Source organism: Psychromarinibacter sediminicola, from assembly GCF_029168335.1.
Lineage (GTDB): Bacteria > Pseudomonadota > Alphaproteobacteria > Rhodobacterales > Rhodobacteraceae > Psychromarinibacter > Psychromarinibacter sediminicola.
In genome coordinates, this window is the sequence record NZ_JARGYC010000040.1 from 21,884 (window position 1) to 45,007 (window position 23,124).

Annotated in this window: 24 protein-coding genes; 9 read left to right on the forward strand and 15 right to left on the reverse strand. The window is 69.7% G+C overall.

From position 1 onward, the window contains the following. Positions 1–27: 27 nt before the first annotated feature. The 6 genes from purB to P1J78_RS14960 all read left to right on the forward strand — a co-directional run bounded on the left by purB (position 28) and on the right by P1J78_RS14960 (position 4,214). Positions 28–1,335, forward strand: a complete 1,308-nt coding sequence (gene purB / locus P1J78_RS14935) for an adenylosuccinate lyase (RefSeq protein ID WP_275568176.1) — start codon at positions 28–30, stop codon at positions 1,333–1,335. An 84-nt stretch (positions 1,336–1,419) separates the two neighbouring features. Continuing rightward, positions 1,420–1,575: a hypothetical protein gene (locus P1J78_RS14940; RefSeq protein ID WP_275568177.1), complete on the forward strand. Its 156-nt coding sequence runs from the start codon at positions 1,420–1,422 to the stop codon at positions 1,573–1,575. A gap of 162 nt (positions 1,576–1,737) precedes the next feature. Continuing rightward, on the forward strand, positions 1,738–1,905 hold the full coding sequence (locus P1J78_RS14945; RefSeq protein ID WP_275568178.1) for a hypothetical protein: 168 nt from the start codon (positions 1,738–1,740) through the stop codon (positions 1,903–1,905). Between the two features lie 89 nt (positions 1,906–1,994). Beyond that, entirely contained in the window at positions 1,995–2,528 is a 534-nt protein-coding gene (locus P1J78_RS14950) for a tetratricopeptide repeat protein (protein WP_275568179.1), read from the forward strand. A gap of 104 nt (positions 2,529–2,632) precedes the next feature. Next, positions 2,633–3,673 (forward strand): flagellar motor switch protein FliG, encoded by a 1,041-nt coding sequence (locus tag P1J78_RS14955; protein WP_275568180.1) that lies wholly within the window; start codon positions 2,633–2,635, stop codon positions 3,671–3,673. A 175-nt stretch (positions 3,674–3,848) separates the two neighbouring features. Beyond that, on the forward strand, positions 3,849–4,214 hold the full coding sequence (locus P1J78_RS14960) for a cupin domain-containing protein (protein WP_275568181.1): 366 nt from the start codon (positions 3,849–3,851) through the stop codon (positions 4,212–4,214). A gap of 56 nt (positions 4,215–4,270) precedes the next feature. Here the strand turns inward: P1J78_RS14960 and P1J78_RS14965 are convergent, their stop codons facing one another. From P1J78_RS14965 to dusB, 14 genes are all read right to left on the reverse strand, one after another. Then, complete coding sequence (locus tag P1J78_RS14965) at positions 4,271–4,663, reverse strand: DUF2177 family protein (RefSeq protein ID WP_275568182.1); 393 nt, start codon at positions 4,661–4,663, stop codon at positions 4,271–4,273. Between the two features lie 69 nt (positions 4,664–4,732). Then, positions 4,733–5,719, reverse strand: coding sequence for a magnesium transporter (locus P1J78_RS14970; RefSeq protein WP_275568183.1), 987 nt, complete (start codon positions 5,717–5,719; stop codon positions 4,733–4,735). A gap of 89 nt (positions 5,720–5,808) precedes the next feature. Then, entirely contained in the window at positions 5,809–7,089 is a 1,281-nt protein-coding gene (hflX, locus tag P1J78_RS14975; RefSeq protein ID WP_275568184.1) for a GTPase HflX, read from the reverse strand. 3 nt (positions 7,090–7,092) lie between these two features. Next, positions 7,093–7,326, reverse strand: coding sequence for an RNA chaperone Hfq (gene hfq, locus P1J78_RS14980; RefSeq protein WP_275568185.1), 234 nt, complete (start codon positions 7,324–7,326; stop codon positions 7,093–7,095). 207 nt (positions 7,327–7,533) lie between these two features. Further along, positions 7,534–9,051, reverse strand: a complete 1,518-nt coding sequence (locus P1J78_RS14985) for a TrkH family potassium uptake protein (RefSeq protein WP_275568186.1) — start codon at positions 9,049–9,051, stop codon at positions 7,534–7,536. Further along, positions 9,051–10,427 (reverse strand): Trk system potassium transporter TrkA, encoded by a 1,377-nt coding sequence (trkA, locus tag P1J78_RS14990; protein WP_275568187.1) that lies wholly within the window; start codon positions 10,425–10,427, stop codon positions 9,051–9,053. The genes P1J78_RS14985 and trkA overlap by 1 nt, the downstream gene beginning before the upstream one ends. A 98-nt stretch (positions 10,428–10,525) precedes the next feature. After that, complete coding sequence (locus P1J78_RS14995; protein ID WP_275568188.1) at positions 10,526–11,065, reverse strand: hypothetical protein; 540 nt, start codon at positions 11,063–11,065, stop codon at positions 10,526–10,528. Between the two features lie 191 nt (positions 11,066–11,256). Further along, a complete protein-coding gene (locus P1J78_RS15000; RefSeq protein WP_275568189.1) occupies positions 11,257–11,712 on the reverse strand; it encodes a pentapeptide repeat-containing protein in 456 nt (151 codons plus the stop codon). Between the two features lie 245 nt (positions 11,713–11,957). Continuing rightward, the gene (locus P1J78_RS15005) at positions 11,958–12,569 is read right to left on the reverse strand and encodes a hypothetical protein (RefSeq protein ID WP_275568190.1); all 612 of its coding nucleotides are present in this window, start codon (positions 12,567–12,569) and stop codon (positions 11,958–11,960) included. Between the two features lie 126 nt (positions 12,570–12,695). After that, entirely contained in the window at positions 12,696–14,108 is a 1,413-nt protein-coding gene (ntrX, locus tag P1J78_RS15010) for a nitrogen assimilation response regulator NtrX (protein WP_275568191.1), read from the reverse strand. A 20-nt stretch (positions 14,109–14,128) separates the two neighbouring features. After that, positions 14,129–16,384, reverse strand: coding sequence for a sensor histidine kinase NtrY-like (locus P1J78_RS15015; RefSeq protein WP_275568192.1), 2,256 nt, complete (start codon positions 16,382–16,384; stop codon positions 14,129–14,131). A 102-nt stretch (positions 16,385–16,486) separates the two neighbouring features. Beyond that, positions 16,487–17,851 carry a response regulator gene (locus tag P1J78_RS15020; RefSeq protein WP_275568193.1) on the reverse strand — a complete coding sequence of 455 codons (1,365 nt, stop codon included), beginning with the start codon at positions 17,849–17,851 and terminating at the stop codon, positions 16,487–16,489. A 29-nt stretch (positions 17,852–17,880) separates the two neighbouring features. Further along, on the reverse strand, positions 17,881–18,957 hold the full coding sequence (locus tag P1J78_RS15025) for a two-component system sensor histidine kinase NtrB (protein WP_275568194.1): 1,077 nt from the start codon (positions 18,955–18,957) through the stop codon (positions 17,881–17,883). Further along, positions 18,954–19,892, reverse strand: coding sequence for a tRNA dihydrouridine synthase DusB (dusB, locus tag P1J78_RS15030; RefSeq protein WP_374213301.1), 939 nt, complete (start codon positions 19,890–19,892; stop codon positions 18,954–18,956). The genes P1J78_RS15025 and dusB overlap by 4 nt, the downstream gene beginning before the upstream one ends. Positions 19,893–20,134: 242 nt before the next feature. Between dusB and P1J78_RS15035 the strand changes: the two genes are divergently transcribed. Genes P1J78_RS15035 through P1J78_RS15045 form a run of 3 tightly spaced genes read left to right on the forward strand, consistent with a single transcriptional unit; the run spans position 20,135 to position 22,232 of the window. Continuing rightward, a complete protein-coding gene (locus tag P1J78_RS15035; RefSeq protein ID WP_275568196.1) occupies positions 20,135–21,271 on the forward strand; it encodes a bifunctional 2-C-methyl-D-erythritol 4-phosphate cytidylyltransferase/2-C-methyl-D-erythritol 2,4-cyclodiphosphate synthase in 1,137 nt (378 codons plus the stop codon). Beyond that, positions 21,268–21,762, forward strand: a complete 495-nt coding sequence (locus P1J78_RS15040; RefSeq protein ID WP_275568197.1) for a phosphatidylglycerophosphatase A family protein — start codon at positions 21,268–21,270, stop codon at positions 21,760–21,762. Before P1J78_RS15035 ends, P1J78_RS15040 begins: the two co-directional genes overlap by 4 nt. Next, the gene (locus P1J78_RS15045) at positions 21,759–22,232 is read left to right on the forward strand and encodes a CinA family protein (protein WP_275568198.1); all 474 of its coding nucleotides are present in this window, start codon (positions 21,759–21,761) and stop codon (positions 22,230–22,232) included. Before P1J78_RS15040 ends, P1J78_RS15045 begins: the two co-directional genes overlap by 4 nt. A gap of 9 nt (positions 22,233–22,241) precedes the next feature. Here the strand turns inward: P1J78_RS15045 and P1J78_RS15050 are convergent. Beyond that, the coding region (locus P1J78_RS15050; RefSeq protein ID WP_510177806.1) for an MmgE/PrpD family protein at positions 22,242–23,124 on the reverse strand (883 nt) is incomplete at its 5' end.

The following is a 23,124-nucleotide window of genomic DNA, read 5'->3' on the forward strand; positions in this document are numbered from 1 at the left end:
AAGTCAGATGTCAAAGTCAGGTCCGCCATGATCCCTCGTTACTCCCGTCCCGATATGGTCGCCAACTGGTCCCCGGAAACAAAGTTCCGAATCTGGTTCGAAATAGAGGCCCATGCCGGCGACGCGATGGCCGAACTGGGCACGATCCCGAAGGAGAACGCCGACGCGGTGTGGCAGGCCAAGGACGTCCCCTTCGACATCGCCCGCATCGACGAGATCGAGCGCGTGACCAAGCACGACGTCATCGCCTTCCTGACGCACCTGTCCGAGATCGTCGGCGGCGACGCCGCGCGCTTCGTCCACCAGGGGATGACCTCGTCGGACGTGCTGGACACCTGCTTCAACGTGCAGCTCACCCGCGCCGCCGACATCCTGATCGCCGACATGGACGCCCTGCTCGCGGCGCTGAAGACCCGCGCCTTCGAGCACAAGGAGACCATCCGCATCGGCCGCTCCCACGGCATCCATGCCGAGCCCACGACCATGGGCCTGACCTTCGCCCGCTTCTATGCCGAGATGGCGCGCAACCGCGACCGGCTGGACACGGCGCGGGCCGAGATCGCGACCGGCGCGCTGTCCGGCGCCGTCGGCACCTTCGCCAATATCGACCCGCGCGTCGAGGAACACGTCTGCAAGCAGCTGGGCCTCAAGCCGGAGCCGATATCGACCCAGGTGATCCCGCGCGACCGCCACGCCGCCTTCTTCGCCGCGCTCGGGGTGGTGGCAAGCTCGATCGAGAACCTCGCCACCGAAATCCGCCACATGCAGCGCACCGAGGTGCTGGAGGCCGAGGAGTTCTTCAGCCAGGGCCAGAAGGGCTCCTCGGCGATGCCGCACAAACGCAACCCGGTGCTGACCGAGAACCTCACCGGCCTCGCCCGCCTGGTCCGCATGGCCGTGATCCCGGCGATGGAGAACGTGGCGCTCTGGCACGAGCGCGACATCTCGCATTCCTCGGTGGAACGGAACATCGGCCCCGACGCCACGATCACGCTCGACTTCGCGCTGGCGCGGCTGACGCAGGTGGTGGAAAAGCTCGTCGTCTACCCCGAGCACATGCTGGAGAACCTGCACAAGTTCCGCGGGCTGGTGCATTCCCAGCGTGTCCTGCTGGCGCTGACCCAGAAGGGCGTCAGCCGCGAGGACGCCTACCGCCTGGTGCAGCGCAACGCGATGAAGGTCTGGGAACAGGGCGCCGACTTCATGGAAGAGCTGAAGGCCGATCCGGAAGTGACCGCCGCGCTGTCCGGGCCCGAGATCGAGGAGAAGTTCGACCTCGGCTACCATACCAAGCATGTCGACACGATCTTCGCCCGCGTCTTCGGCGACTCTTGACCCAAGGGAAGACGTCCGCCGGTCGGGGCGTGATTTTCGCGCGCGACGTGCTATGATCGGGTCCATCCAACAGGAGGATGCCCCATGACCCGGACGATACTCGCCGCCGCCGTTCTGGCCCTGACCCCGGCGCTCGCCATGGCCGAATGCGGCTGGCACCAGAAGAACGCCGCGATGACCTGTGCCGACGGCATGGTCTATGACGCGGATGCCGACGCCTGCGTCAAGGTCACCGGCTAATCGCCTGCCGGCGCTGAAGAATTCTCATTTACCCGGCCTCCGGCCTGTCCGGCGGGGCGGAGTTTGTTGCGAAAGCAGAAACACTCTGTCGCGATGCCCGGCGTTGTCGATGAACGGCATCCGACCGTAGCCTTTTTCCATGACGAAAACGGAGTTTTCCAGATGACGAGATACCTTGCTGCCCTCGCCACCGCCGCCGCGCTGCTCGCGCCGGCCGCCGCCTCGGCGGAATACCTGTGCGAAAAGCTGTGGAACCAGAAGCACGGCGCCGTCTGCCCGGCCGGCAGCCATTGGGACGCGACCTCGGCCGCCTGTATCGTCAACGGCTGAGTCGCCCTGACGCTATCGTGATCGCCCGCCGCCCGCCGCGCCGTGCTAGCCTTCGCCTGCCCGACACCCATCCAACGGAGCCTTCGCCGATGCGTACTCTCCTGCTTTCCGCCGCCCTGATCCTGCCCGCGGCCGCCTTCGCCGCCAGTTCCGACGACAGTTCCGAACCGGCGACCACCGAGACCACCACCGAATGCACCGACGGCATGGTGTGGTCCGACGACGCGCAGGCCTGCGTCGCGCCCGAAGACAGCTCGATGAACGACGACCGGCGCTACCGCGCCGTGCGCGAGCTGGCCCATGCCGGGCGCTACGACGACGCGCTGCGGGTGCTGGCCGCGATGTCGGACCCGCAGGACGACCGCGTGCTGACCTATCTCGGCTTCATCCATCGCCAGCAGGGCGAGACCGAGCTGGGCTTTGCCTATTACCGCAAGGCCATCGCGGCGAACCCGGACAACCTGCTTGCCCGCTCCTATATGGGCCAGGGATTCGTCGACGAGGGGCGCCTGCAGGAGGCCTATGCCCAGCTCGTCGAAATCCGCACCCGCGGCGGGGCCGGCGGCTGGCCGGAGGTCGCGCTGCGCCGCGCCATCGAGACCGGCGTGACGACCAGCTACTGACCCGCGCCCCGGGGCGGCGAAAACCGCCGCCGGGCCAGTGCATTACACGGATCGTTAACCGGTCTCTGCCAGTCTCCGGTCGGTAATCGGGGACGGAGCGTGACGTGCCGACGGAAATGACACTGGCGGGGGCCGGCGGCCACGCCGCCCGGCTGAGCAAGCGGCAGAAGGCCGCCATCGTCGTGCGCCTGCTGCGCAGCGAGGGGATCGACCTGTCGCTGGCCGACCTGCCCGAATCGCTGCAGATCGGCCTGACCAGGGAGATGGGCAATCTCCGCTTCGTCAGCCGCAAGACGCTGAAGGCGGTGGTGGACGAGTTCGTGGAAGAGCTCGACGCGCTCGGCCTGTCCTTTCCCTCCGGCCTGGGCGACGCGCTGTCGCTGCTCGACGGCACGATCAGCCCGGCGGCGGCCGAACGCCTGCGCCTGCAGGCCGGCATCGGCGCCGTCACCGACCCATGGGGCCGGCTCAGCCAGCTCGATGCCGCGCGCCTCCGCCCGCTGATCGAGGAGGAAAGCACCGAGATCGGGGCCGTCGCCCTGTCCAAGCTCAAGGTCTCCAAGGCCGCCGAGATCCTCGGCCTCCTGCCCGGCACGACGGCCCGCCGCCTCGCCTACGCCATGGGCCAGACCAGCGCGGTCAGCCCGGCCACGGTGGACCGCATCGGCGCCGCGCTGGTCGCGCAGATCGACGCCGAGACGCCCAGGGCCTTCGCCGGCGGCCCGGTGGAACGGGTGGGCGCGATCCTCAACTCCTCGCCGGCCGCCACCCGCGACGAGGTGCTCGACGGGCTGGACGAGGCGGACAAGGCCTTCGCCGACGAGGTGCGCAAGGCGATCTTCACCTTCTCCAACATCCCCCAGCGGCTCGACCCGCGCGACGTGCCCCGGATCGCCCGCGAGATCGACGGCGCCGTCCTGATCAAGGCGCTCGCCGCCGCCCTGCAGTCCGAGCGCGAGGCGGCGTCGGCCGAGTTCGTCCTGTCGAACATGTCGCAGCGCCTGGCCCAGCAGATGCGCGACGAGATGGAGACGCTCGGCAAGGTCAAGGGCAAGGAGGGCGAAGACGCGATGGCGGCCGTCGTGGCCGCGATCCGCGCGATGGAGGCGGCGGGCGAGATCATGCTCGTCGCCGAGGACGAGTAGCGCCGGTCGTCCCCGCCCCCGTTTTCTTGCAAAGAAAACGCCCCGGATCGTTCGCAACGATCCGGCCCCGGCCCCACGGTACAGTTCGTGGACTGGAGCGCCTCCATGCGTCCTGCGAGTCTCGCACCAGGGCCGCGCCCCGGCCACACCGCAGACCGCAAGGAGGGAAGACATCATGGACACCGCAATCGAGATCAGACGCTTCGACGCCCCCGACGAGTCGCTCGACATGAAGGAGCGCGGCGGCATCGACATCGTGAAGCTGTCCGGCGGCGCCAGCGGCATGCATGCCGTCTTCGAACCCGGCTGGACCTGGGAGGCCGACGAGAAGCCGCTCCTCGGCTCGCCCGACTCCTGCCCGATGCGGCATATCGGCTACTGCCTCTCCGGCCGGCTGGTCGTGCGCATGGTCGACACCGGGGCCGAGACGCCGATCACCCCGGGCGACTTCTTCGAGATCCCGCCCGGCCACGACGCCTATGTCGACGGGGCCGAGCGAGTGGAACTCGTGCTGTTCGAGCCGCCGGAACACGCCCACTGAGCGCCCGCCGCCGGCGCGGGGCGCGCGCGCCCCCGGCCGCCGGCGGCCCGCCCGCGTCAGGTCAGCGCCCGCGTGATCGCCACGCCCGCCGTGGCGGCCACGGTCGTCAGCACCGTGCCCCAGGCGACATCGGCCGCCACCATGGTCCAGTGCCACGGCCGCAGCGTCGCGAGGTTTGTGAACTCGTAGGTGCCGTAGGCCACCGCTCCGAACAGCGCCGCGTTCACGATCAGCGGCACAAAGCTGCGCCCCGGCAGCGCCGGCAGGCTGACGAGCCAGACGAGAACGGCGACATAGAACAGATAGAAGATCGCCGCCGGCAGCAGGCGGAACGCCAGAAGATCCCCCACATGCCGCTCGAACAGCGGGCGGATCATCAGCGTCAGCCCGATCGCGTCCAGCACCAGAAAGATCGCCGCCGTGGACAGGTACAGGATGAGAATGGACATGCGTGCTCCGCCGGTTGCTTGCCTTACCGAACGGTTACGGTGCCGGGCGGGGTCCGGATCAGGCACGCCTCACAAGACCAGCAGCGACACGGCGAGGAAATAGATCGCCAGGCTCGCCGCGTCCTGGATCACCGTGCAGACCGGCCCCGACCCCAGCGCCGGGTCCGAGCCCAGGCGGTCGAACGCCCAGGGCAGCCCGAAGCCCACCACCGCCGAGACCGCCCCGCCGCCCAGCACCGCCAGCGCCACGGCCAGCGCCAGGGGCCCGTCGCCGAACACGGCCAGCACGCCCCCGGCCGCCAGCACGCCCAGCGCCAGCCCGATGGCCAGCCCGATCGCCAGTTCGTCCCGCAGCAGCCGCCGGATCGGCACCGCCCCGGTCGCCAGCGCCCGGACCGAGACCGACACCGCCTGCGTCCCAATGGCCCCCGCGATATAGACCAGCGCCGGTACGAAGAAGGCGACCGAGACATTGGCGTCCAGCGCATGCTCGAACCCGACCATCACCAGCGTGACCAGCGACGAGGCCACCAGCCCGAAGACCAGCCACGGCAGCCGCCGCCGGACCCGGTCCAGGATCGGGGCGTCCAGCGCGGCCCCCGGCCCTTCGGCATGCGTGCCGATCCCGGCCAGTCGCTGCAGATCCTCCATGTGCTCGTCGCGCAGGATGCGGAACAGCGCCTCGGGCGGGACGGCGCCGATCAGCCGGCCCTCGGCGTCCACCACCGGCACCGCGATCATCCCCAGCCGGATCGCCAGCGCCGCGATCTCCTCCTGGTCGTCGTCGGCGCGAACCGCCTCGTGCTCCGGCTCCATGATCTCGCCGATCCGCTCGGCGGTGGCCGCGAACAGGTCGTTGATCCGCACGATGCCTTCCAGATGCCCGTCCGCGTCCACCACGAAGACGGTATCGGCCGACCGGAACGCCTGGCCGCGCAGGTCGGCGATGACGTCCTCGACCGGCGTGCCGGGCCGCGCGGTGGGCACGCTGGTCAGCATATGCGCGGCGGCGGCCTCGCGGGTATAGGCATGGGTGACGGAAAGCGTGTCGGGCATCGCCGGCTCCGGAATTGCGGTGTCGGCGGGATGCTAGAGCAAGTCGCCGGGATGTGGGAGCCCGCAGGACACGTCGCCGCGCTGCCCCGCTACAGCTCGCGGAACCGCTTCTCCTGCCGCGGCGTCCAGCGGACGTGCAGGTCGAAGCCGTCCTCCACCTGCTCCTCGCGCTCGATGACGCCCTCCTCGTGCAGCCACGCCCGCCGGCGGCCGTCGGCGAAGTCGAGATGCAGGTCGCGCTCCACCTTCGGCTCCTCCAGCGCCTGCGACACCGCGTCGAACAGCGCGTCCAGCCCCTCGCCCGTCCAGGCGGACACGGCATGCACCCCCGCGTGCCGCGCCGCCAGCGCCTCCAGCGTGGCGCGGCGCTCGGGCGTCAGCTGGTCGATCTTGTTCCAGACCTCGATCATCGGCGTCTCCTCGGCGACGCCCAGATCGTGCAGGATCGCCTCGACATCCTCCGCCTGCCCGTCCGATTCCGGATGCGCGATGTCGCGCACGTGCAGGATCAGGTCCGCCTCCAGCACCTCTTCCAGCGTGGCGCGGAAGGCGGCGACAAGCTGCGTGGGCAGGTCGCTGATGAAGCCCACCGTGTCCGACAGGATCACCTCGCGGCCCGAGGGCAGCGTGACGCCCCGCATCGTCGGGTCCAGCGTGGCGAAGAGCATGTCCTTCGCCATCACCTCGGCGCCGGTCATCCGGTTGAACAGCGTCGACTTGCCGGCATTGGTATAGCCCACCAGCGCCACCACCGGGAACGGCACCTTGCGCCGCGACGCCCGGTGCAGCTCGCGCGTGCGGACCACCTTGTCCAGCTGCCGGCGCAGCCGCACGAGCTGTTCGTCGATGGCGCGGCGGTCCGCCTCGATCTGCGTCTCGCCCGGGCCGCCGACGAAGCCCAGCGCGCCGCGCTGCCGCTCCAGGTGGGTCCAGGCCCGGACCAGCCGGGTGCGCTGATAGGACAGCGCCGCCATCTCCACCTGCAGCACGCCCTCGCGCGTGCGCGCCCGGTCGCTGAAGATCTCCAGGATCAGCCCCGTGCGGTCGAGGATCTTGACCTTCCAGGCCTTTTCGAGGTTGCGCTGCTGCACCGGGCTGACCGGCCCGTCGACCAGCACCAGCTCGACCTCGGCCTCCTTCAGCCGCGCCGCCAGCTCCTCGACCTTGCCGGAGCCGAACAGCATCCCCGGATGCGCCTTCGGCAGCCGCACGATCTCCGAGCCGACGACCTCCAGCCCCGGCAGCGCGGCGGCGAGCGCCACGGCCTCCTCCAGCGCCGGCCCGGGCGCGCGTCCGTCGCGGTCCGTCTGGATGTCCGGGTGCAGGACCCAGGCGCGGGTGACGTCGGGTGTGGCGCCCTCGCCCGTCACGCCCTAGTCGTCACCGTCATACAGGTTGATCGGCTGCGACGGCATGATCGTCGAGATCGCGTGCTTGTAGACAAGCTGCGACTGGCCGTCGCGCCGCAGCAGCACGCAGAAATTGTCGAACCAGGTGATCACACCCTGAAGCTTCACGCCGTTGATCAGAAAAATCGTCACCGAGACTTTCGTCTTCCGGACATGGTTCAGAAATGCGTCCTGCAAATTCTGCTTGTCGGCAGCCATGGTTTCTTGCCCTTTTTAGCTCTGCCGCGGTCTGTCCCGCTTTTCACTGGGCCGGAGTATGAACGCGAACATAACAGGATTCCAGCCCCAAAACGCGGGCCCCGCCGATTGAAAAACGGGCGAAATCTCAAAGCGATGCGCCGTTAACATCGTTAAGAAACCACATGGCGAATCGCCGCGCCGCGCCGCCGGGCCGGGGGCGCCGGCCTAGCCGCGCCAGAACTCGGGGTTCAGAAGCGCCACGATCACCAGCGTCTCCAGCCGCCCCAGCACCATGCTCGCCATCAGGATCCACTTCGCCGGATCGGTCAGCAGGGCATAGCGGATCGGCTCCGCCTCGGCGATGCCCGCCAGGGGCCCGGTATTCGACAGCGCCGCGATGGTCAGCACCGTGGCGGTGTCGAAATCCAGCCCCGTCAGCGACAGCGCCAGCATGACGCCCGCGATGGAGATCGCGAACAGCATGAAGAAGATCCACGCGATATAGGCCCCCCGCGTCCGCAGATGCCGCGCGAAGCCGCCCTCGCCGCCGATCGAATGCGGATGCACCAGCCGGTCCAGCTCGCGTATTCCGTGCTTGTAGAGCGCATAGCACCGCAAGAGCTTCACGCCCCCCGCCGTCGTCGCCACCCCGCCGCCGACCAGCGCCAGCCCCATCAGGATCAGCCCCGGCGTCTTCAGCCCCGACCAGGCCTGCGCCGCGGCCCAGTCGGCGCTTTCGAACCCGGTGGTCGACAGGAAGGACAGCACCGTGAACACGCTGCCCCACAGCGCCCGCACCCCCTGCAGAAAGGCGCTGCCCGCCTCGACCTCGAAGGCGCCCCACCAGTGCCGCAGGAAGATGAACAGCGGCACCAGCACCGCCAGCCCCGCGCCCATCCGAAGCTCCGGATCGCGCAGCAGCCGGCGGCGGCGGCGCACGTTGCCCTCGCGCTCGAAGGTCCGCCGCGACAGGGCGAAGCCGAAGAACAGAAAGATCAGCAGCTCGCCGCCGAAGCCCGACGCCGCCCCGGTCGTCCCGCCCACCGGGGAAATGCCGCTGGTCGCCAGGGTCGACATCGCGTGGCTGGCCGCCACCAGCGGCGCGTCGCCCATCACCAGAAGCCCCACCCACAGCGCCAGCGTCAGCGCCGTATAGATCGGCAGCAGCGCCACCGCATAGCGCCTGAGCCGCATCTGCGGGTCGGCCACCTCGGTGATCTGCGGGATCGCGCCCGCCGCGCTGTCGCCCCGCTCGCCCAGCACCTCGAAGCCGCCGAGGTTCAGCGGCGCCATGATCGCGACCGCCGTGACCCAGACCAGGAATCCGCCCATCCAGCCGACCAGCGCCCGCCACAGATGCGCCGCCCCCGACAGCCGCCCGGGGTCGTCATAGACGGTGGCGCCGGTCGTGGTCAGCGACGAGACCATCTCGAAATAGGCGTTCAGGAACCGCGTGTCGCCCACCGAGTCCCACAGCGGCACCGCCAGCACCGCCGGCAGCAGCACATAGGCCCCGAGCAGCGCCAGAAGGTGGCTGCGCGCCTGCCGCCGCGGCTCGTAGTTGGCAACGGCCACGCCGATCATCGCCGCCAGCGCCAGCCCGATCAGCGCCGAGAACAGGAACGCCTGCGCATCCGCCCAGTCCTCGGCCGCCGCCGCATAGGCCGCGGGCAGCAACATAGACGCCGCCCCGATCCCGGTCAGCAGCACGATCAGCGGCAGGCCGAGGATGCGCGCCCACATCAGAAGAAGTCGATCGAGACCTGCAGGAGCCGCTCGACCTCCGGCACCTCGGCGGCCATCGAGAAGATCGCGATCACGTCGCCCTCCTCGATCCGCATCCGCCCCGTGGGGCGCAGCACCTGGTCGCCCTTCATGACGGCGCCGACCAGCACGCCCTCGGGGAAGTCGATGTCGCGCAGCGCCCGGCCGGCGATGGGCGAGGTCGACAGCACCTGCGCCTCGATCACCTCGGCCTCGGCGTCGCCGATGGAATAGACGCCGCGCACCCGCCCGTGCCGGATGTGGCGCAGGATCGAGGAGACGGTCGTCGTCCGCGGGTTGATATGCGCGTCGATGTTCAGCGGCGCCATCAGCGAGGTCAGCGAGGGGTCGTTGATCAGGCAGATCGCCAGCTTGGCGCCCGCCGCCTTGCCGCGCACGCAGGCCAGGATGTTGGTCTTGTCGTCGTCGGTGACCGCCAGGATCGCGTCGGCGCGGCGCACGTTCGCCTCTTCCAGAAGCTCCATGTTCAGACCGTCGCCGTTCAGCACGATGGTCCGTTCCAGCGCGTCCGCCGCCTGTTCGGCGGTGCGGCGGTCCTTCTCGATCACCTTCATGCGCACCCGCTCGGTGCGTTTCTCCAGCGCCCGCGCCACGGCCAGCCCGACATTGCCGCCGCCCACGACCACGGCGCGCTCGGCGCGGCTGATCTCCTTGCCGAAGATCTCCAGCGCGCGGTTGGCGTCGTCCTTGTGGGCGAAGACATAGACCTCGTCGCGCGGGAACAGCTGGTCGGCCGGGTCCGGCGCGAACAGCCGGCCGCCGCGGCGCACGCCCACGACGATGGCCCGCAGGGTCGAGAACAGGTCGCTGAGCTGCCTCAGCGGCGTGTGGACCACCGGGCAGTCGTCGTCCAGCGTGATCCCCATCAGCTGCGCCCGCCCGCCCAGGAAGCTCTCGGTGTCGAAGGCGGCGGGGTGCTTCAGCCGCCTCAGCGCCGCGTCGGCCACCTCGCGCTCGGGCGAGATCACCACGTCGATCGGCATGTGCTCGCGCCGGTAGAGATCCGAATAGATCGCGTTCAGATAGGACTGGCTGCGCAGCCGCGCGATCTTCTTGGGCACGCTGAAGACCGAATGCGCCACCTGGCAGGTCACCATGTTGACCTCGTCGGAATAGGTCGCGGCGATCACCATGTCGGCGTCGCGCGCGCCGGCGCGGTCCAGCACGTCGGGGTAGCTGGCGAAGCCCGCGATGCCCTGCACGTCCAGCGTGTCGGTCGCCCGGCGCACGAGGTCGGGGTTGTTGTCCACGACGGTGACATCGTTCTTCTCGCCCGAGAGGTGCCGCGCGATCTGCCAGCCGACCTGGCCCGCGCCACAGATGATGACCTTCATGCGCCCGTCGCTCTGTTCGTGCCCCGCACTTACCGATGGCAGAAGCGGCGGGAAGGGTCAATCTGCGGCGGCGGCACGCCCGCCTGCGGGCGACAGGCTCACAGCCACCAGAAGATCAGCGGCACCGGCGCCACCGCGACCACCACGGTCAGCGCATAGCCCGGAAAGCCGTAGACGCCCGACAGCCCCGCGGCGAAGGCCAGCCCGCCGCCGCCGCCCAGAAGCGTGTTGCCCGGCATGTTGATCAGCAGCGCGAGAAGCACGTGGCGGTTCCGCACCAGCCGCCCGAAGACCGGCGGCAGGCGCCCGGCCAGCCGGGCCGCCCGTTCCTCCTGCGGCATCCCGGCCAGCTCGCAGACCAGCTCGGCCGCCCGGCGCAGCCGCATCCAGCGCAGCGCCCGGCACAGCCGGTCCGGCGGCACCAGCCGCCCCGCGCCATAGGACAAAAGCAGCGCGCCGACCATCCCCGCATAGACCACCGGCGCCGCCGCGCCCCCGAACATCAGCAACAGCGCCAGCCCGATCTCCGCCCCGGGCACGAACGGGATCGCGGCGGTCAGGACATAGAGCGCCACGGCCCCGGTGACGAAGCCGCGCATCGCCGGGTCGCTCATCGGGCGGATCTCGGGGGCGGCCACGCGCAGGAACGAGTTGCCCAGCCACCAGCCCGCGCCCAGCAGGAGCGCGTAGACGAGGACCGCGCGGCGGGCCTCCCAGAGACGTGTCAGGACGTTGCGCAGCGCGGCCTCTCTCGCGGCGGTCGGGGCGCGGGCCGCCCGTCACGCCTCGGTCCGGTGCCGCGCGTGGGGGGCCGCCCGCTCATCCCGGGTCAGCCGCAGTCGGAATTGTTCATCTCGTCATCCGGCATCTGGGTGTTGCACAGGATGGCGTCTTCAAGCGCCGTCTCGGACAGGCTCGCGCCGTCGAAGATCGCGCCGGTCAGGTCGGCCCCGTCGAAGGAGATGTTGCGCAGGATGCTGTCGGAAAAGCTGACGCCGCGCAGATCGGCCGAGGCGAAATTGACGTCGGTCAGCCGCGCCTCCTCGAAGATCGCGATCCGCAGGGACGCGCCGGAAAAGTCGCTGCCGGTGATGGTCGCGCCGGACAGGTCGATCCCGATCAGCCGGCGGCCGGTCAGGTCGGCGCCCTCCAGGGTGCAGCCGCGACAGTCGTCCATCGCCCCGAGCGCCGCGATCTCTTCCGCGGTCTGCGCCAGGGCGACCCCCGCGCCGATCGCGGCGGCGGTTGCCGCGGCCGTCAGGGCTGCTGCTGTTCTCGACCTCATCCTGTGTATCTCCGCTGATGTGTGGTGGAAGGATGCCGCAACGCTTCATCCATTCCGCGCCGCCTGTCCAGTCCGCCGTGCATCACGTTTCGGGCAGATGCGCCGGGCCGCATCCGGGCGGGCGGTGCGGACCCCGTCCAGCCCAGCCTCGTCCGGCTCGGACGGGCCTCGGTCAGTTAGCGCTATCTATAACGATTACAAAAGGTTGCCCCCCTGCCCAACCTTGGACACCCTCGGACGCCCGGCTACAGCCGCCCGCGCGCCCGCTTGTAGTCGAAGACTTCCCGGCGGGGCCACCAGTCGTATTTTTCGTCCGCCGCCACCGGCGACCAGAACAGCACCCCCCGGCCCTCGCGCCAGGGGTCCAGCACGATCCCCTCCTCCATCGTCGCCCCCAGGGCCGAGACGATGACCGTCGAATGCTCGATCCGGATATTGTCGTGGTTCGCGATGGCCCGGTGCAGGCTCAGGGTCTGCAGCCCTTCCTCGCGCAGCCGCGCCTCCAGGTCGTCGGCCCAGTCCTTGCACAGGCCGCGGGGCTTGTAGCCCATATTGACCTTCATGTTATGCACCAAAGGCGGGTCCACCGCCCCGTAGCGCGGCGCCAGCGTGAACAGCGGATACTCCACCGCGATCCGCGCCACCCGCGCCGCCTCGTCGGGGTCCACGTCCGGCCCCAGCGCGGCGATCGCGGCGGTCAGCTCGGCGATCTTGGTCTGCTCCTCCGCCCCGCTCGTGGCCACCACCTCGCGCTGGCTGGACGAGGTCACGTCCGGACCGGAGGCCGGCGGCGGCCCGCCGCAGGCGGCCAGCGCCAGGGCGGCGAGAAGCGAAAGAACGGCGGATCTGACGGTCATGCCGGCATCCTCGGGGATCGGGGCGAACGGATGGCAAAGAGCTACCCCGTCCCGCGCGCCCTGTCGAGAGCCCCTATCGAGCGCCCCTATCGAGAGTCCGACAGGCACATGCGCGGGACGGCCGCGTCACCCCGCCTTCACCGGCTCCTCTTCGAGCGTGGCGATCCGGCTGCCGGACTTGTTGGTGGTCACCACGCCCAGGCTCTTCAGCTTGCGGTGCAGCGCCGACCGCTCCATCCCCACGAAGCTCGCGGTGCGCGAGATATTGCCGCCGAACCGGTTGATCTGGGTCAGCAGGTATTCGCGCTCGAACAGCTCGCGCGCCTCGCGCAGCGGCAGGGTGGCCAGCGAGCCGGACAGCACGACCTTGCCGTCCTCCTGCCCCTGCGGCTCGCTCTGCGGCAGTTCCAGCGCCGAGATCGGGCCGCCGTCCTCGCCCAGGATCAGCACCCGCTCGATCACGTTCTTCAGCTGGCGCACGTTGCCCGGCCAGACCATCGTCTGCAGCAGCGCGACCGCCTCGTCGCTGATCTCGCGCAGCGGCAGGCCTTGCATCTTGTTGAACCCGTCGATGAAATGCGCCGCCAGCACCGGGATATCCTCGCGCCGGTCCTCCAGCGAGGGCACCTGGATCGGCACGACGTTGAGCCGGTGATACAGCTCCTGCCGGAAGGCGCCGGCTTCAATCTCGACCTGCAAGTCCTTGTTCGTGGACGAAATCACCCGCATGTCCACGCGCACCTTGTCGGTGCCGCCGACGCGCTGGAACGCCTGTTCCACCAGCACGCGGAGGATCTTCGACTGGGTGCCCAGCGGCATGTCCGCCACCTCGTCGAAATACAGCACGCCGCCATGCGCCTGTTCCAGAAGCCCCGGCTCGACGCCGCGGTCGGCGCCCTCGCGGCCGAACAACACCTCTTCCATGCGCTCGGGCTCGATCGAGGCGCAGTTGACGGTGATGAAGGGGGCGGAGGACCGGTTGGAGTGGGCATGGATATAGCGCGCGGCCACCTCCTTGCCCGAACCGGCGGGGCCGGTCAGCATCACCCGGCCGTTCGACTTCGTCACCTTGTCGAGGTTGTTCTTCAGCGCCTTGAAGGCCGAGGACGTGCCGATCATCTCGGTCGGCCCCTCGTCGCGGCGCTTCAGCTCGGAATTCTCGCGCCGGAGCCGCGAGGTCTCCATCGCGCGGCCGATCACGACCATTAGCTGGTCGATGTTGAACGGCTTCTCGATGAAGTCATAGGCCCCCTGCTTGATCGCCGCGACCGCGATCTCGATGTTGCCGTGGCCCGAGATGATGACGATCGGCACGCCCGGGTTGTCGCGCTTGACCGTCTTGAGGATGTCGATGCCGTCCATCCGGCTGTCCTTCAGCCAGATGTCCAGGACGATCAGCGCCGGCGGCTCGGTGTTGATCGCGGCCATGCATTCGTCGGAGTTCGCCGCGAGCCGGGTGGCATAGCCCTCGTCCTCCAGGATGTCCGAAATCAGTTCGCGGATATCGCGTTCGTCGTCGACTATGAGAATATCGCTCATGACTGCTTCCTCTTATTGGCTCATACGGCGAGTTCGTGGTCTTGGGGGGCGATCTCCTGCGGCACCAGCGGCAGGCGCACCTCGGCCCGCGCCCCGGCATGGGCGTCGGGCGCGAAGGGGTCGGCATCGGTCAGCGACAGCGTGCCGCCGTGTTCCTCGATGATCTTCTTGACGATAGACAGGCCCAGCCCGGTGCCCTTTTCGCGCGTGGTCACATAGGGCTCGAACAGGCGCGAACGGTCGGGCGGCAGGCCGATGCCGTTGTCCTCGATGGTGATGTCGGCGCCGGCGCCGTCGACGGACATGGTCACCCGCACCTCGCCGGGATAGTCGGCCTCTCCCGTCTTTTCCCGATAACTTTCAACGGCTTCTCCGGCGTTCTTGATCAGGTTGGTGAGCGCCTGGCTGATCATCGTGGCGTCGATATCGGCGATCACCTCGGCCTGCGGCAGGTCGGCCTTGACCGCGACGTTGTCCTGCTGGGCGTCCTCCTGCAGCAGCACCGCGTCGCGGACGATGGCGGTCAGGTCCTGCACCCGCCGCTCGGGGTCGGGCATCCGGGCGAATTTCGAGAACTCGTCGACGATGCGGCGCAGGTCGGTGGTCTGGCGGATGATGACCTCGGTCATCTGGTCCAGCCGCTCGACGTCCTGCACCTCCTTCGAGAACTTGCGCTTGATGCGCTCGGCCGAGAGCTGGATCGGGGTCAGCGGGTTCTTGATCTCGTGCGCGATGCGGCGGGCGACATCGCCCCAGGCGGCCATGCGCTGGGCGCTGACAAGGTCGGTTACGTCGTCGAAGGCGACCACGTAGCCTTCGAGGCTGCCGTCGTCGGCGCGGCGGGTGGCCATGCGCACCAGCAGGTTCTCAAGCTTGCCGTTGCGCATCATCCGGGTCTCTTCCTGCACCGTCTCGGAGATGCCGCTGCGCAGCCGGTCGAAGAGCGGCTCGAACTCCGGCACGACCTCGGAGAGCTGGCCGGAATGGACGTCGGGCTTCAGTCGCAGGAGTTTCGCGGCGGAGCGGTTGATGAAGGTGACGTTGCCGCTCGGGTCCAGCCCGACGACGCCCGCGGTGATCGAGCTGAGCACGGAATCGAACAGCCGCCGGCGGCGTTCGATCTGGGCGTTGGTGTCCAGCATCGTGTCGCGCTGCGCCTTCAGCTGGCGGGTCATCTGGTTGAAGACCCGGCCCATCATGGCGATCTCGTCGTCGCCCTTCTCCTCCTTGATGTGCACGTCGAGGTCGCCCGCGCCGACCCGCTGCGCCGCGCCGGCCAGCCGCCCGACGGGGCCCGACAGACGCTCGGCGAACCACAGCCCCAGCCAGATCGCCGCCAGCACCAGGATCATCGCGAAGCCGAGGTACAACAGCCCGAATTCAAAGACGATTCTGCCCCGCTCGCTTTCCAGCTGGGTGTATAGGTGGACGGTCTCCTGGGTGTCGTCCAGCAGGTTCAGGATCTCGCCGTCGACATTGCGCGAGACATAGAGCAGCCGGTCGACATAGCCGTCCAGCGCGACGATGGCGCGGAACTCGTTGACGTCCCAGTCCTCGATCACCACGGTCTCGCCGTCGAGCGCCCGCTCCAGCGCGGCCGGGCCCGGTTTTTCGAAATCGAACAGGTAGCTGCGCTCGCCCCGCGCCCGGATCTCGCCGGCGCTGTTGATCACGTAAGCCTCGCGCAGGCCGCGCTGGATCTGCCCCTGGCCCTGGGTCAGAAGCTGCCGGAGCTGGCCGTCGGAGACGAAGAACGACTGCTCGCGCGCGGTCTCCAGGTAGTCGGCCAGCGCCTCGGCATCCTGCATCAGGTCGCGGCGGTGCTCGTCCTCATAGGCCTCCGCCGCCGCCAGCGAGGCGCCCAACACAGTACGCACGCGGTCCGAGAACCACCCTTCCAGCCCGAAATTCACGGTGATCGCGGCAAAGACGGCGACCAGAACCGCCGGGGCCAGCGCCAGGATCGCGAAGACTCCGGTCAGCCGCAGGTGCAGCCGCGAGCCGGCCGAGCGCGCCCGGCGCGCGGCGATCATCGCGGCCACGCGCTGCAGCACCAGCGCGGCAACCACCATCACATAGATGAGGTCGGCCAGCAGGACGAGGCGCAGCGACAGCGCCGACGCGCCCTGGTCCAAAGGCCCGAGAACGAGGAAGGTCGCCGCCGCAAGCAACGGCCCCAGGATCACAAGCCCCAGAGTGGCTGCGTTCTGCACCCTGCGTTGACGGCGGATCCTGCTCAACCGCTCCCAACTGAGACTTCGCACGGCTTCGCGCACGCGTGCTCACCTCACTATCCACCCACCCGAAGGTGGCTCTACCGCAATATCGAGTGGTCTGTTCTACCGCTGCGGCGGCAATGCCACTCTTATGTTGCCCTTTTACATCAACTTGCGGCGGCGTGTCACCTGAATATCGAGGTCGGTGATCTTTTTTCTGAGCGTGTTCCGGTTGATTCCCAGCAAATCGGCGCATTTCGCCTGGTTCCCGCCGGTGGCGTCCAGCGCGATTTCGATAAGCGGAAGCTCCACTTCGCGGAGGATCCTCGCGTAGAGACCGGGGGGCGGCAGGACTCCGCCATGCAGGTCGAAATAGCGGCGCAGATGCTTGGCGACCGAGGCCGACAGCTTGTCGCCGTCGCTGCCGCCCTGAAGTGGCTCCATCGCAGGTTGATTGCCCAGCACCTGCTCTGCCTCGGCGCGTGTGATTTCCTCTTCGGTCGAGGTCACCAGAAGCCGGCGGATCGTGTTCTCCAGCTGGCGCACGTTGCCCGGCCAGGAATAGGCCCGGACCAGCTCCAGCGCGGCGTCGTTGAACCGCCGGGCGGGCAGCCCCTCGCGCTCGGCGCGGGCGAGAAAATGCTCTGCCAGCAGCGGGATGTCGTCCACTCTTTCCCTGAGCGACGGCACGTTCAGGGTCACCCCGGACAGCCGGTAGAACAGATCCTGGCGAAACGCGCCCGCCTCCATCTTGCCGGCCAGGTCGGCCTGGCTGGTGGCCATCACCCTCGGCGCGTTGTCGGTGAAGCTGTCCAGCATCCGCACGATTCGCGCCTGCGCGTCGTCGTCCAGGTCGCCCACCTCGTCGAACAGGATCGAGCCGTTCTTGGCCCGGCTCAGCAGGGTCGAGGGCCCGTCCATCGTGGCCAGATCCGCGGCCCCGGCGACCACGAAGGGCAGCGTGCGGCGGTCGGAGAAATCGTGGATCGCCCGGGCGATCAGCGACTTGCCGGTGCCGGACTCGCCGGTGATCAGCACCGCGAGCTCGGTGTTCATCACCCGCGCCACCAGCCGGTAGAGCGCCTGCATCGCCGGGGTGCGGCCGACCAGCGGCAGGTCGTCCTGGGCCTGTTCGCCGCCGGTCCGCTTGGGCGGCGCGCGGCGCTTCACCTCCAGCGCGCGGGCGGCGCGCTTCATCAGGTCGGGCAGGTCGAACGGCTTGGGCAGATAGTCATAGGCGTCCTTCTCGGCCGCCTGGATCGCCGTCATGATCGTGTTCTGCGCCGAGATCACGATCACCGGCAGCCCGGGCCGCTCGTCCGCGATCTTGGGCAGCGCGTCCAGCCCGTTGCCGTCGGGCATGACCACGTCGGAGATCACCAGATCCCCCTTCCCTTCCTCGACCCAGCGCATCAGCGTGACCATCGACGAGGTCGCGTGCACCTTGCACCCGGCCCGCGTCAACGCCTGGGTAAGGACCGTTCGGATCGTGCGGTCGTCGTCCGCGACAAGGACTGTACCGTCCATCTATCCTGTCTCCTTGAGAGTGATCTGCTTCATTCCTCCTCGGCCTCCTTCGGCGCCACCGGCAGCGAGATGCGGAACACGGTGCGCCCGGGCACCGAGTCCAGCGTGATCCAGCCGCCATGGTCGGAGATGATCTTGCTGACCAGCGCCAGCCCCAGCCCGGTGCCGTTCTCGCGGCCCGAGACGAAGGGGTCGAAGATGTCGGCCTGCATCTCTTCGGGGATGCCGGGGCCGTCGTCGACGATCTCGATCTGCAGCGGCAGCTCGCCCCGCTGCCCGTCGCGGCGCCGCAGCCGCAGCGACAGGTCGTAGAAGCTGCGCAGGGTGATCGTGCCGCCCTCCTTGCCGGCGGCCTCGGCGGCGTTCTTCAGAAGGTTCTGGAACACCTGCAGCATCTGGTCGGCGTCGACATAGGTCGGCGGCAGCGAGGGGTCGTAGTCCTCGCGGATCTTCATCTGCGCCGCGAAGCCGACCACCGCGGATTTGCGCGCCCGGTCCAGCAGGTCGTGGATGTTGACGACCTTGCGCTCCGGGGGGCGCAGGTTGCCGAATTGCTCCACCTGGTCCAGCAGCGCCACGATGCGGCGGCTCTCGGCCACGATCAGGTCGGTCAGCTCCATGTCGCCGTCGTCCAGGTTCATCGACAGAAGCTGCGCCGCGCCGGTGATGCCGGCCAGCGGGTTCTTGATCTCGTGCGCCAGCATCTCGGCCATGCCGATCGCCGATTTCGCGGCCGAGGTCACCTCGGAGGCGCGGCCCAGCCGGTCGGCGATGCGGCGCGGCTCCATCACCACCAGGATGTGCCCCGGCATGCCCGCCAGCGGCGCGATCTGCACGTTGCACTGCACCGGCGGGGCGTTGCCGCCCGACACGTCGACCTTGTTGATGAACAGCGGCGAAAGATCCTTGCGCACCCGCCCGAACGCTTCCTCCAGCGGCGCGTCGATGGCCAGCTTGTCCAGCACCGGCGCCTCGCGCAGCGCCCGGGCGGAGGTGTTGAGGAACTGCTCCGCCGGGGCGTTGACCTCGCTGATCCGGTCCTCGGCATCCACGACGAAAGCCGGCACCGGCAGCGAGGCCCAGATCGCGTCTCCCAGCGTTCTCATGCCGCCACCCGGACCGGCGCCGACAGCGCGGCCGTCAGCAGGCGCGGCACCTCCGCCGGCCCGGCCGTCAGCACCTCGCGCCGCAGCGGCGGCGGCGTGCCGGCGACCTCCATGTACCAGCCGAGATGCTTGCGGACGACGCGGGCGCCCAGCTCGGTGCCGTAAAAGGACAGCGCGGCGTCGTAATGCGCCCCGGCCATGTCGGCGAAGGCGGCGCCCTGCGGCCGGTCCGGCCGGGGCGTGCCGTAGAGCGCCGAGGCGACCTCGGCCAAGAGCCACGGCCGCCCCTGCACGCCGCGGCCGATCATCACCCCGTCGGCGCCGGACAGATCCAGCGCGCGCCGCGCGTCTCCGGCCGAACAGATGTCGCCATTGGCGACGACCGGGATGCGCACCGCCGCCGTCACCGCCCGGATCGCGGCCCAGTCGGCCTGCCCCTTGTAGAACTGGCAGCGCGTGCGGCCGTGGATGGTGATCATCCGCACGCCCGCCGCCTCGGCCCGCCGCGCCAGCGCGGGCGCGTTGCGCATCGCGTCGTCCCAGCCCAGCCGGGTCTTCAGCGTGACCGGCACATCGACCGCCGCCACCACCGCCTCGATCAGCGACAGCGCATGATCGGGATCCTTCATCAGAGCGGACCCGGAGGCCCCCGCGCCCGAGGCGCTCGTCACCTTCTTGGCCGGGCAGCCCATGTTGATGTCGATGACCCGCGCGCCGTTGGCCTCGACCATCCGCGCGGCCTCGGCCATCCAATGCGCCTCGCGGCCGGCGAGCTGCACCGCCGTGTCCGCCTCACCAAAGCCCAGCTCGGCCCGCTCGCGCATGCCGGGCTTGGCCTGCACCATCTCCTGGCTCGCCACCATCTCGGACACGACGAGCCCCGCGCCGAACCCGGCGACGAGACGGCGAAAGGGCAGATCGGTGATGCCGGCCATCGGCGCCAGCAGCACGGGCGGATCCAGCGAGAGGTGCGCCACTCGAATGGTCAAATGCCTATTCCTTGTGCGGTTGCCTTTGGGAATTATTACCCGGGCCGGCCGAATACAATTCCTGCGCCCCGGATAATCCGGCCGATTCCGGAATTGCCGCGAATTTGGGCACATTCGCCTGCAAAACGTCCTGCATTGTCACGCGGACGGACTGGCAATAGACAGGCGCCGGGGCATGGGAACGCAGCATGGGCCGAACAGCCGTGATCATCGTGGCCGCCGGGCGCGGCACCCGGGCGGGGGGCGAGGTGGCCAAGCAGTGGCAGCCGCTTGCGGGCCGGGCCGTGCTCGACTGGACCGTCGACGCCTTCCGCGCCGCCCCGGGGGTGGATCACATCGCGCTCGTGCTGCATCCGCAGGAGATGGACCGCGCCGCCCGCTACCAGGACGCGCAGGCCGTGGCCGGCGGCGACACCCGCGGCGAATCGGTCCGCGCGGGGCTGGCGGCGCTGGCGGCGGACGGGGTCGACCGGGTGCTGATCCACGACGCGGCCCGGCCGCTGGTCAGCCAGCGGATCATCGCGGACGTCCTGGCGGCGCTGGACCACGCCCGGGGCGCGGCCCCGGCGCTGGAGGTCACCGACGCGCTGTGGCGCGGCGCGGACGGCATCGTGACCGGCCTGCAGGAGCGCGCCGGGCTCTATCGCGCGCAGACGCCGCAGGGCTTCGACTTCCGCGCGATCCTGGACGCGCATGACGCTTTCGAGGGCGTGCCGGCCGACGATGTCGAGGTCGCCCGCGCCGCCGGGATCGAGGTGGTCATGGTGCCCGGCGAGGAGCGCAATCTGAAACTGACGCGGCCGGCCGATTTCGCGCGCGCCGCCGCGTTGCTGGGGGCGACGATGGACATACGGGTCGGCAACGGGTTCGACGTGCACAGCTTCGGCCCGGGCGAGCGGGTGATCCTCTGCGGCGTCGCGGTGCCCCACGACCGCGCGCTGACCGGCCACTCGGACGCCGATGTCGGAATGCACGCGGTGACCGACGCGCTTTACGGCGCGCTGGGGCTGGGCGATATCGGGCGGCACTTCCCGCCCTCGGACGACCGGTGGAAGGGCGCCGACAGCGCGGTCTTCCTGCGTCACGCGGTGGACCAGGCGACGGCGCACGGCTTTACCATTTCCAACATCGACCTGACGCTGATCTGCGAGCGCCCGAAGATCGGGCCGCATGCGGCTGAAATGACACGGAAAATGGGAGAGATCATGGGACTCGACCCGGCGCGCCTGTCGATCAAGGCGACCACGAGCGAGCGGCTGGGCTTCACCGGCCGCGAAGAGGGCATCGCCGCCATGGCCACGGCGCTTCTGACGGGGGCGGGATGAGCCGGGCGCTCGCCACCTTCTTCGGCGTGGGGCTGTTGCCCTGGGCGCCGGGCACCTGGGGCACGGCCGCGGCGATCCCGGTGGCGTGGGTCCTGCACGGGCTGGGCGGCTTTCCGCTGCTGCTGGCCGCCACGGTCCTGGTGTTTGCCCTGGGCTGGTGGGCCACGGTGGACGCGACGCGCGGCATGGACGACCACGACCCTTCCGAGATCGTCATCGACGAGGTCGCGGGCGTCTGGGTGGCGCTCTGGCCCTTGTCGGCGGGGCTGTGGCATGCGGGCGTCGACCCGTGGGTCTTTCCCTGGCCCGGCTGGGTCGGCGCCTTCGTGGTGTTCCGGCTGTTCGACATCTGGAAGCCCGGGCCGGTCGGCTGGGCGGACCGGCGGGGCGACCCGCTGGGCGTGATGCTGGACGACGTGCTGGCCGGCCTCGGCGCCGCCCTCGTCGTGGCCGTCGCCGCCTATATCTCGCACGGGGTTCTGGGGATGTGACCAGCCGCGCCGAGACCCTTCTGCGCCGCGCCCGCGAGAGGGGCGTGATGATCGCCACCGCCGAGAGCTGCACCGGCGGGCTGATCTCGGGCGCGATCACCGAGGTGGCCGGGTCGTCGGACATCTTCGACCGGGGCTTCGTCACCTATTCCAACGCCGCCAAGCAGGCGATGCTGGGCGTGTCGGCCGAGACGCTGGCGGCCCACGGCGCGGTCAGCACGGCCGTGGCGCGAGAGATGGCGGCCGGGGCGCTCTGGCGCTCCGAGGCCGATCTGGCGGTGTCGGTCACCGGCGTCGCCGGGCCGGGCGGGTCCGAGGCGAAGCCCGAGGGGCGGGTCTGCTTCGGCCTCGCGCAGACCGGGCTGGCGGTGCAGACCCAGACGATGGAGTTCGGCGCGCTGGGCCGCGGCGCGGTGCGCCAGGCGACGGTGGACTACGCGCTCGACCTGCTGATCCGGGCGCTGGCCTGAGCTGTTCGGCTATTCGGCCGCCACCGGCGTCGGGAACTGGCCGGCGATGCAGCGGCAGAAGGCGGTCATGTCCGGCGCGTCGTGCGAGGTGATGGCGTGCCAGAACGGCTGCATCACCGCGTCGCCCAGAAGCCCCCGCGCCTTGCCGCGCAGCTTGGTGGCGCGGTTGGGCATCGGGATCGGGCTTTGCAGATCGTGCCACGCCTGGATCTTGCGTCCGCCCGCGAGGCGCACGCTGACCTGCGCGGCGGTTTCGGCGAGCGTCTCGTCGCTGACCACCTCGACCTTGTCGCGCAGGGCGACGAGCCGGGGCGCGCTGCAGGTGGCCTCGCAGAAACTGTCGAGCTGGGCGGTGTCGACGCCGTCCAGCGCCATCGCCGCGGTGAGGCGCAGGCTGAACTTCGCTTCCAGGCCGGTCGACGGCGCCTGGATGTTGCAGACCGACAGCCAGCTTGGATTGACGGCGACCTCCACCCGCTCGACCGTCTCGCCGGCCAGCCGCGGCGCCAGCGATCCGATCGCCTCCAGCATGGCGTGGGTGCCGTGGCAGCAGGCGTGGAACTTGTGGGTGACCCAGTCGAAGCGCCACTCCTCGCCCAGATCGTCCAGCGCGTCGGCCCGCGCCTCGCCCGCATGCGTGGGGCCGAAGCCCTGCGCGCAGTCCAGCGCGTCGGGGCACGAGACGAAGCCGGCGGCGGCCAGCGTCGCGGCCTCGACCCCGGTCGCGGCGGCCAGGCCGGCGTGATAGGGCTTGCCCATCGTGCCGAATTGCGACTTCAGCCCCGCCGCCCGCCTCGCCGTAAGCGCCGGGCCATCACCCTCGTTGTTTGAGGCACCTTTTCGTCCGAGGTGACACCTGCACAGCAGGAGGTGTCTCATGGATGGCGACGTA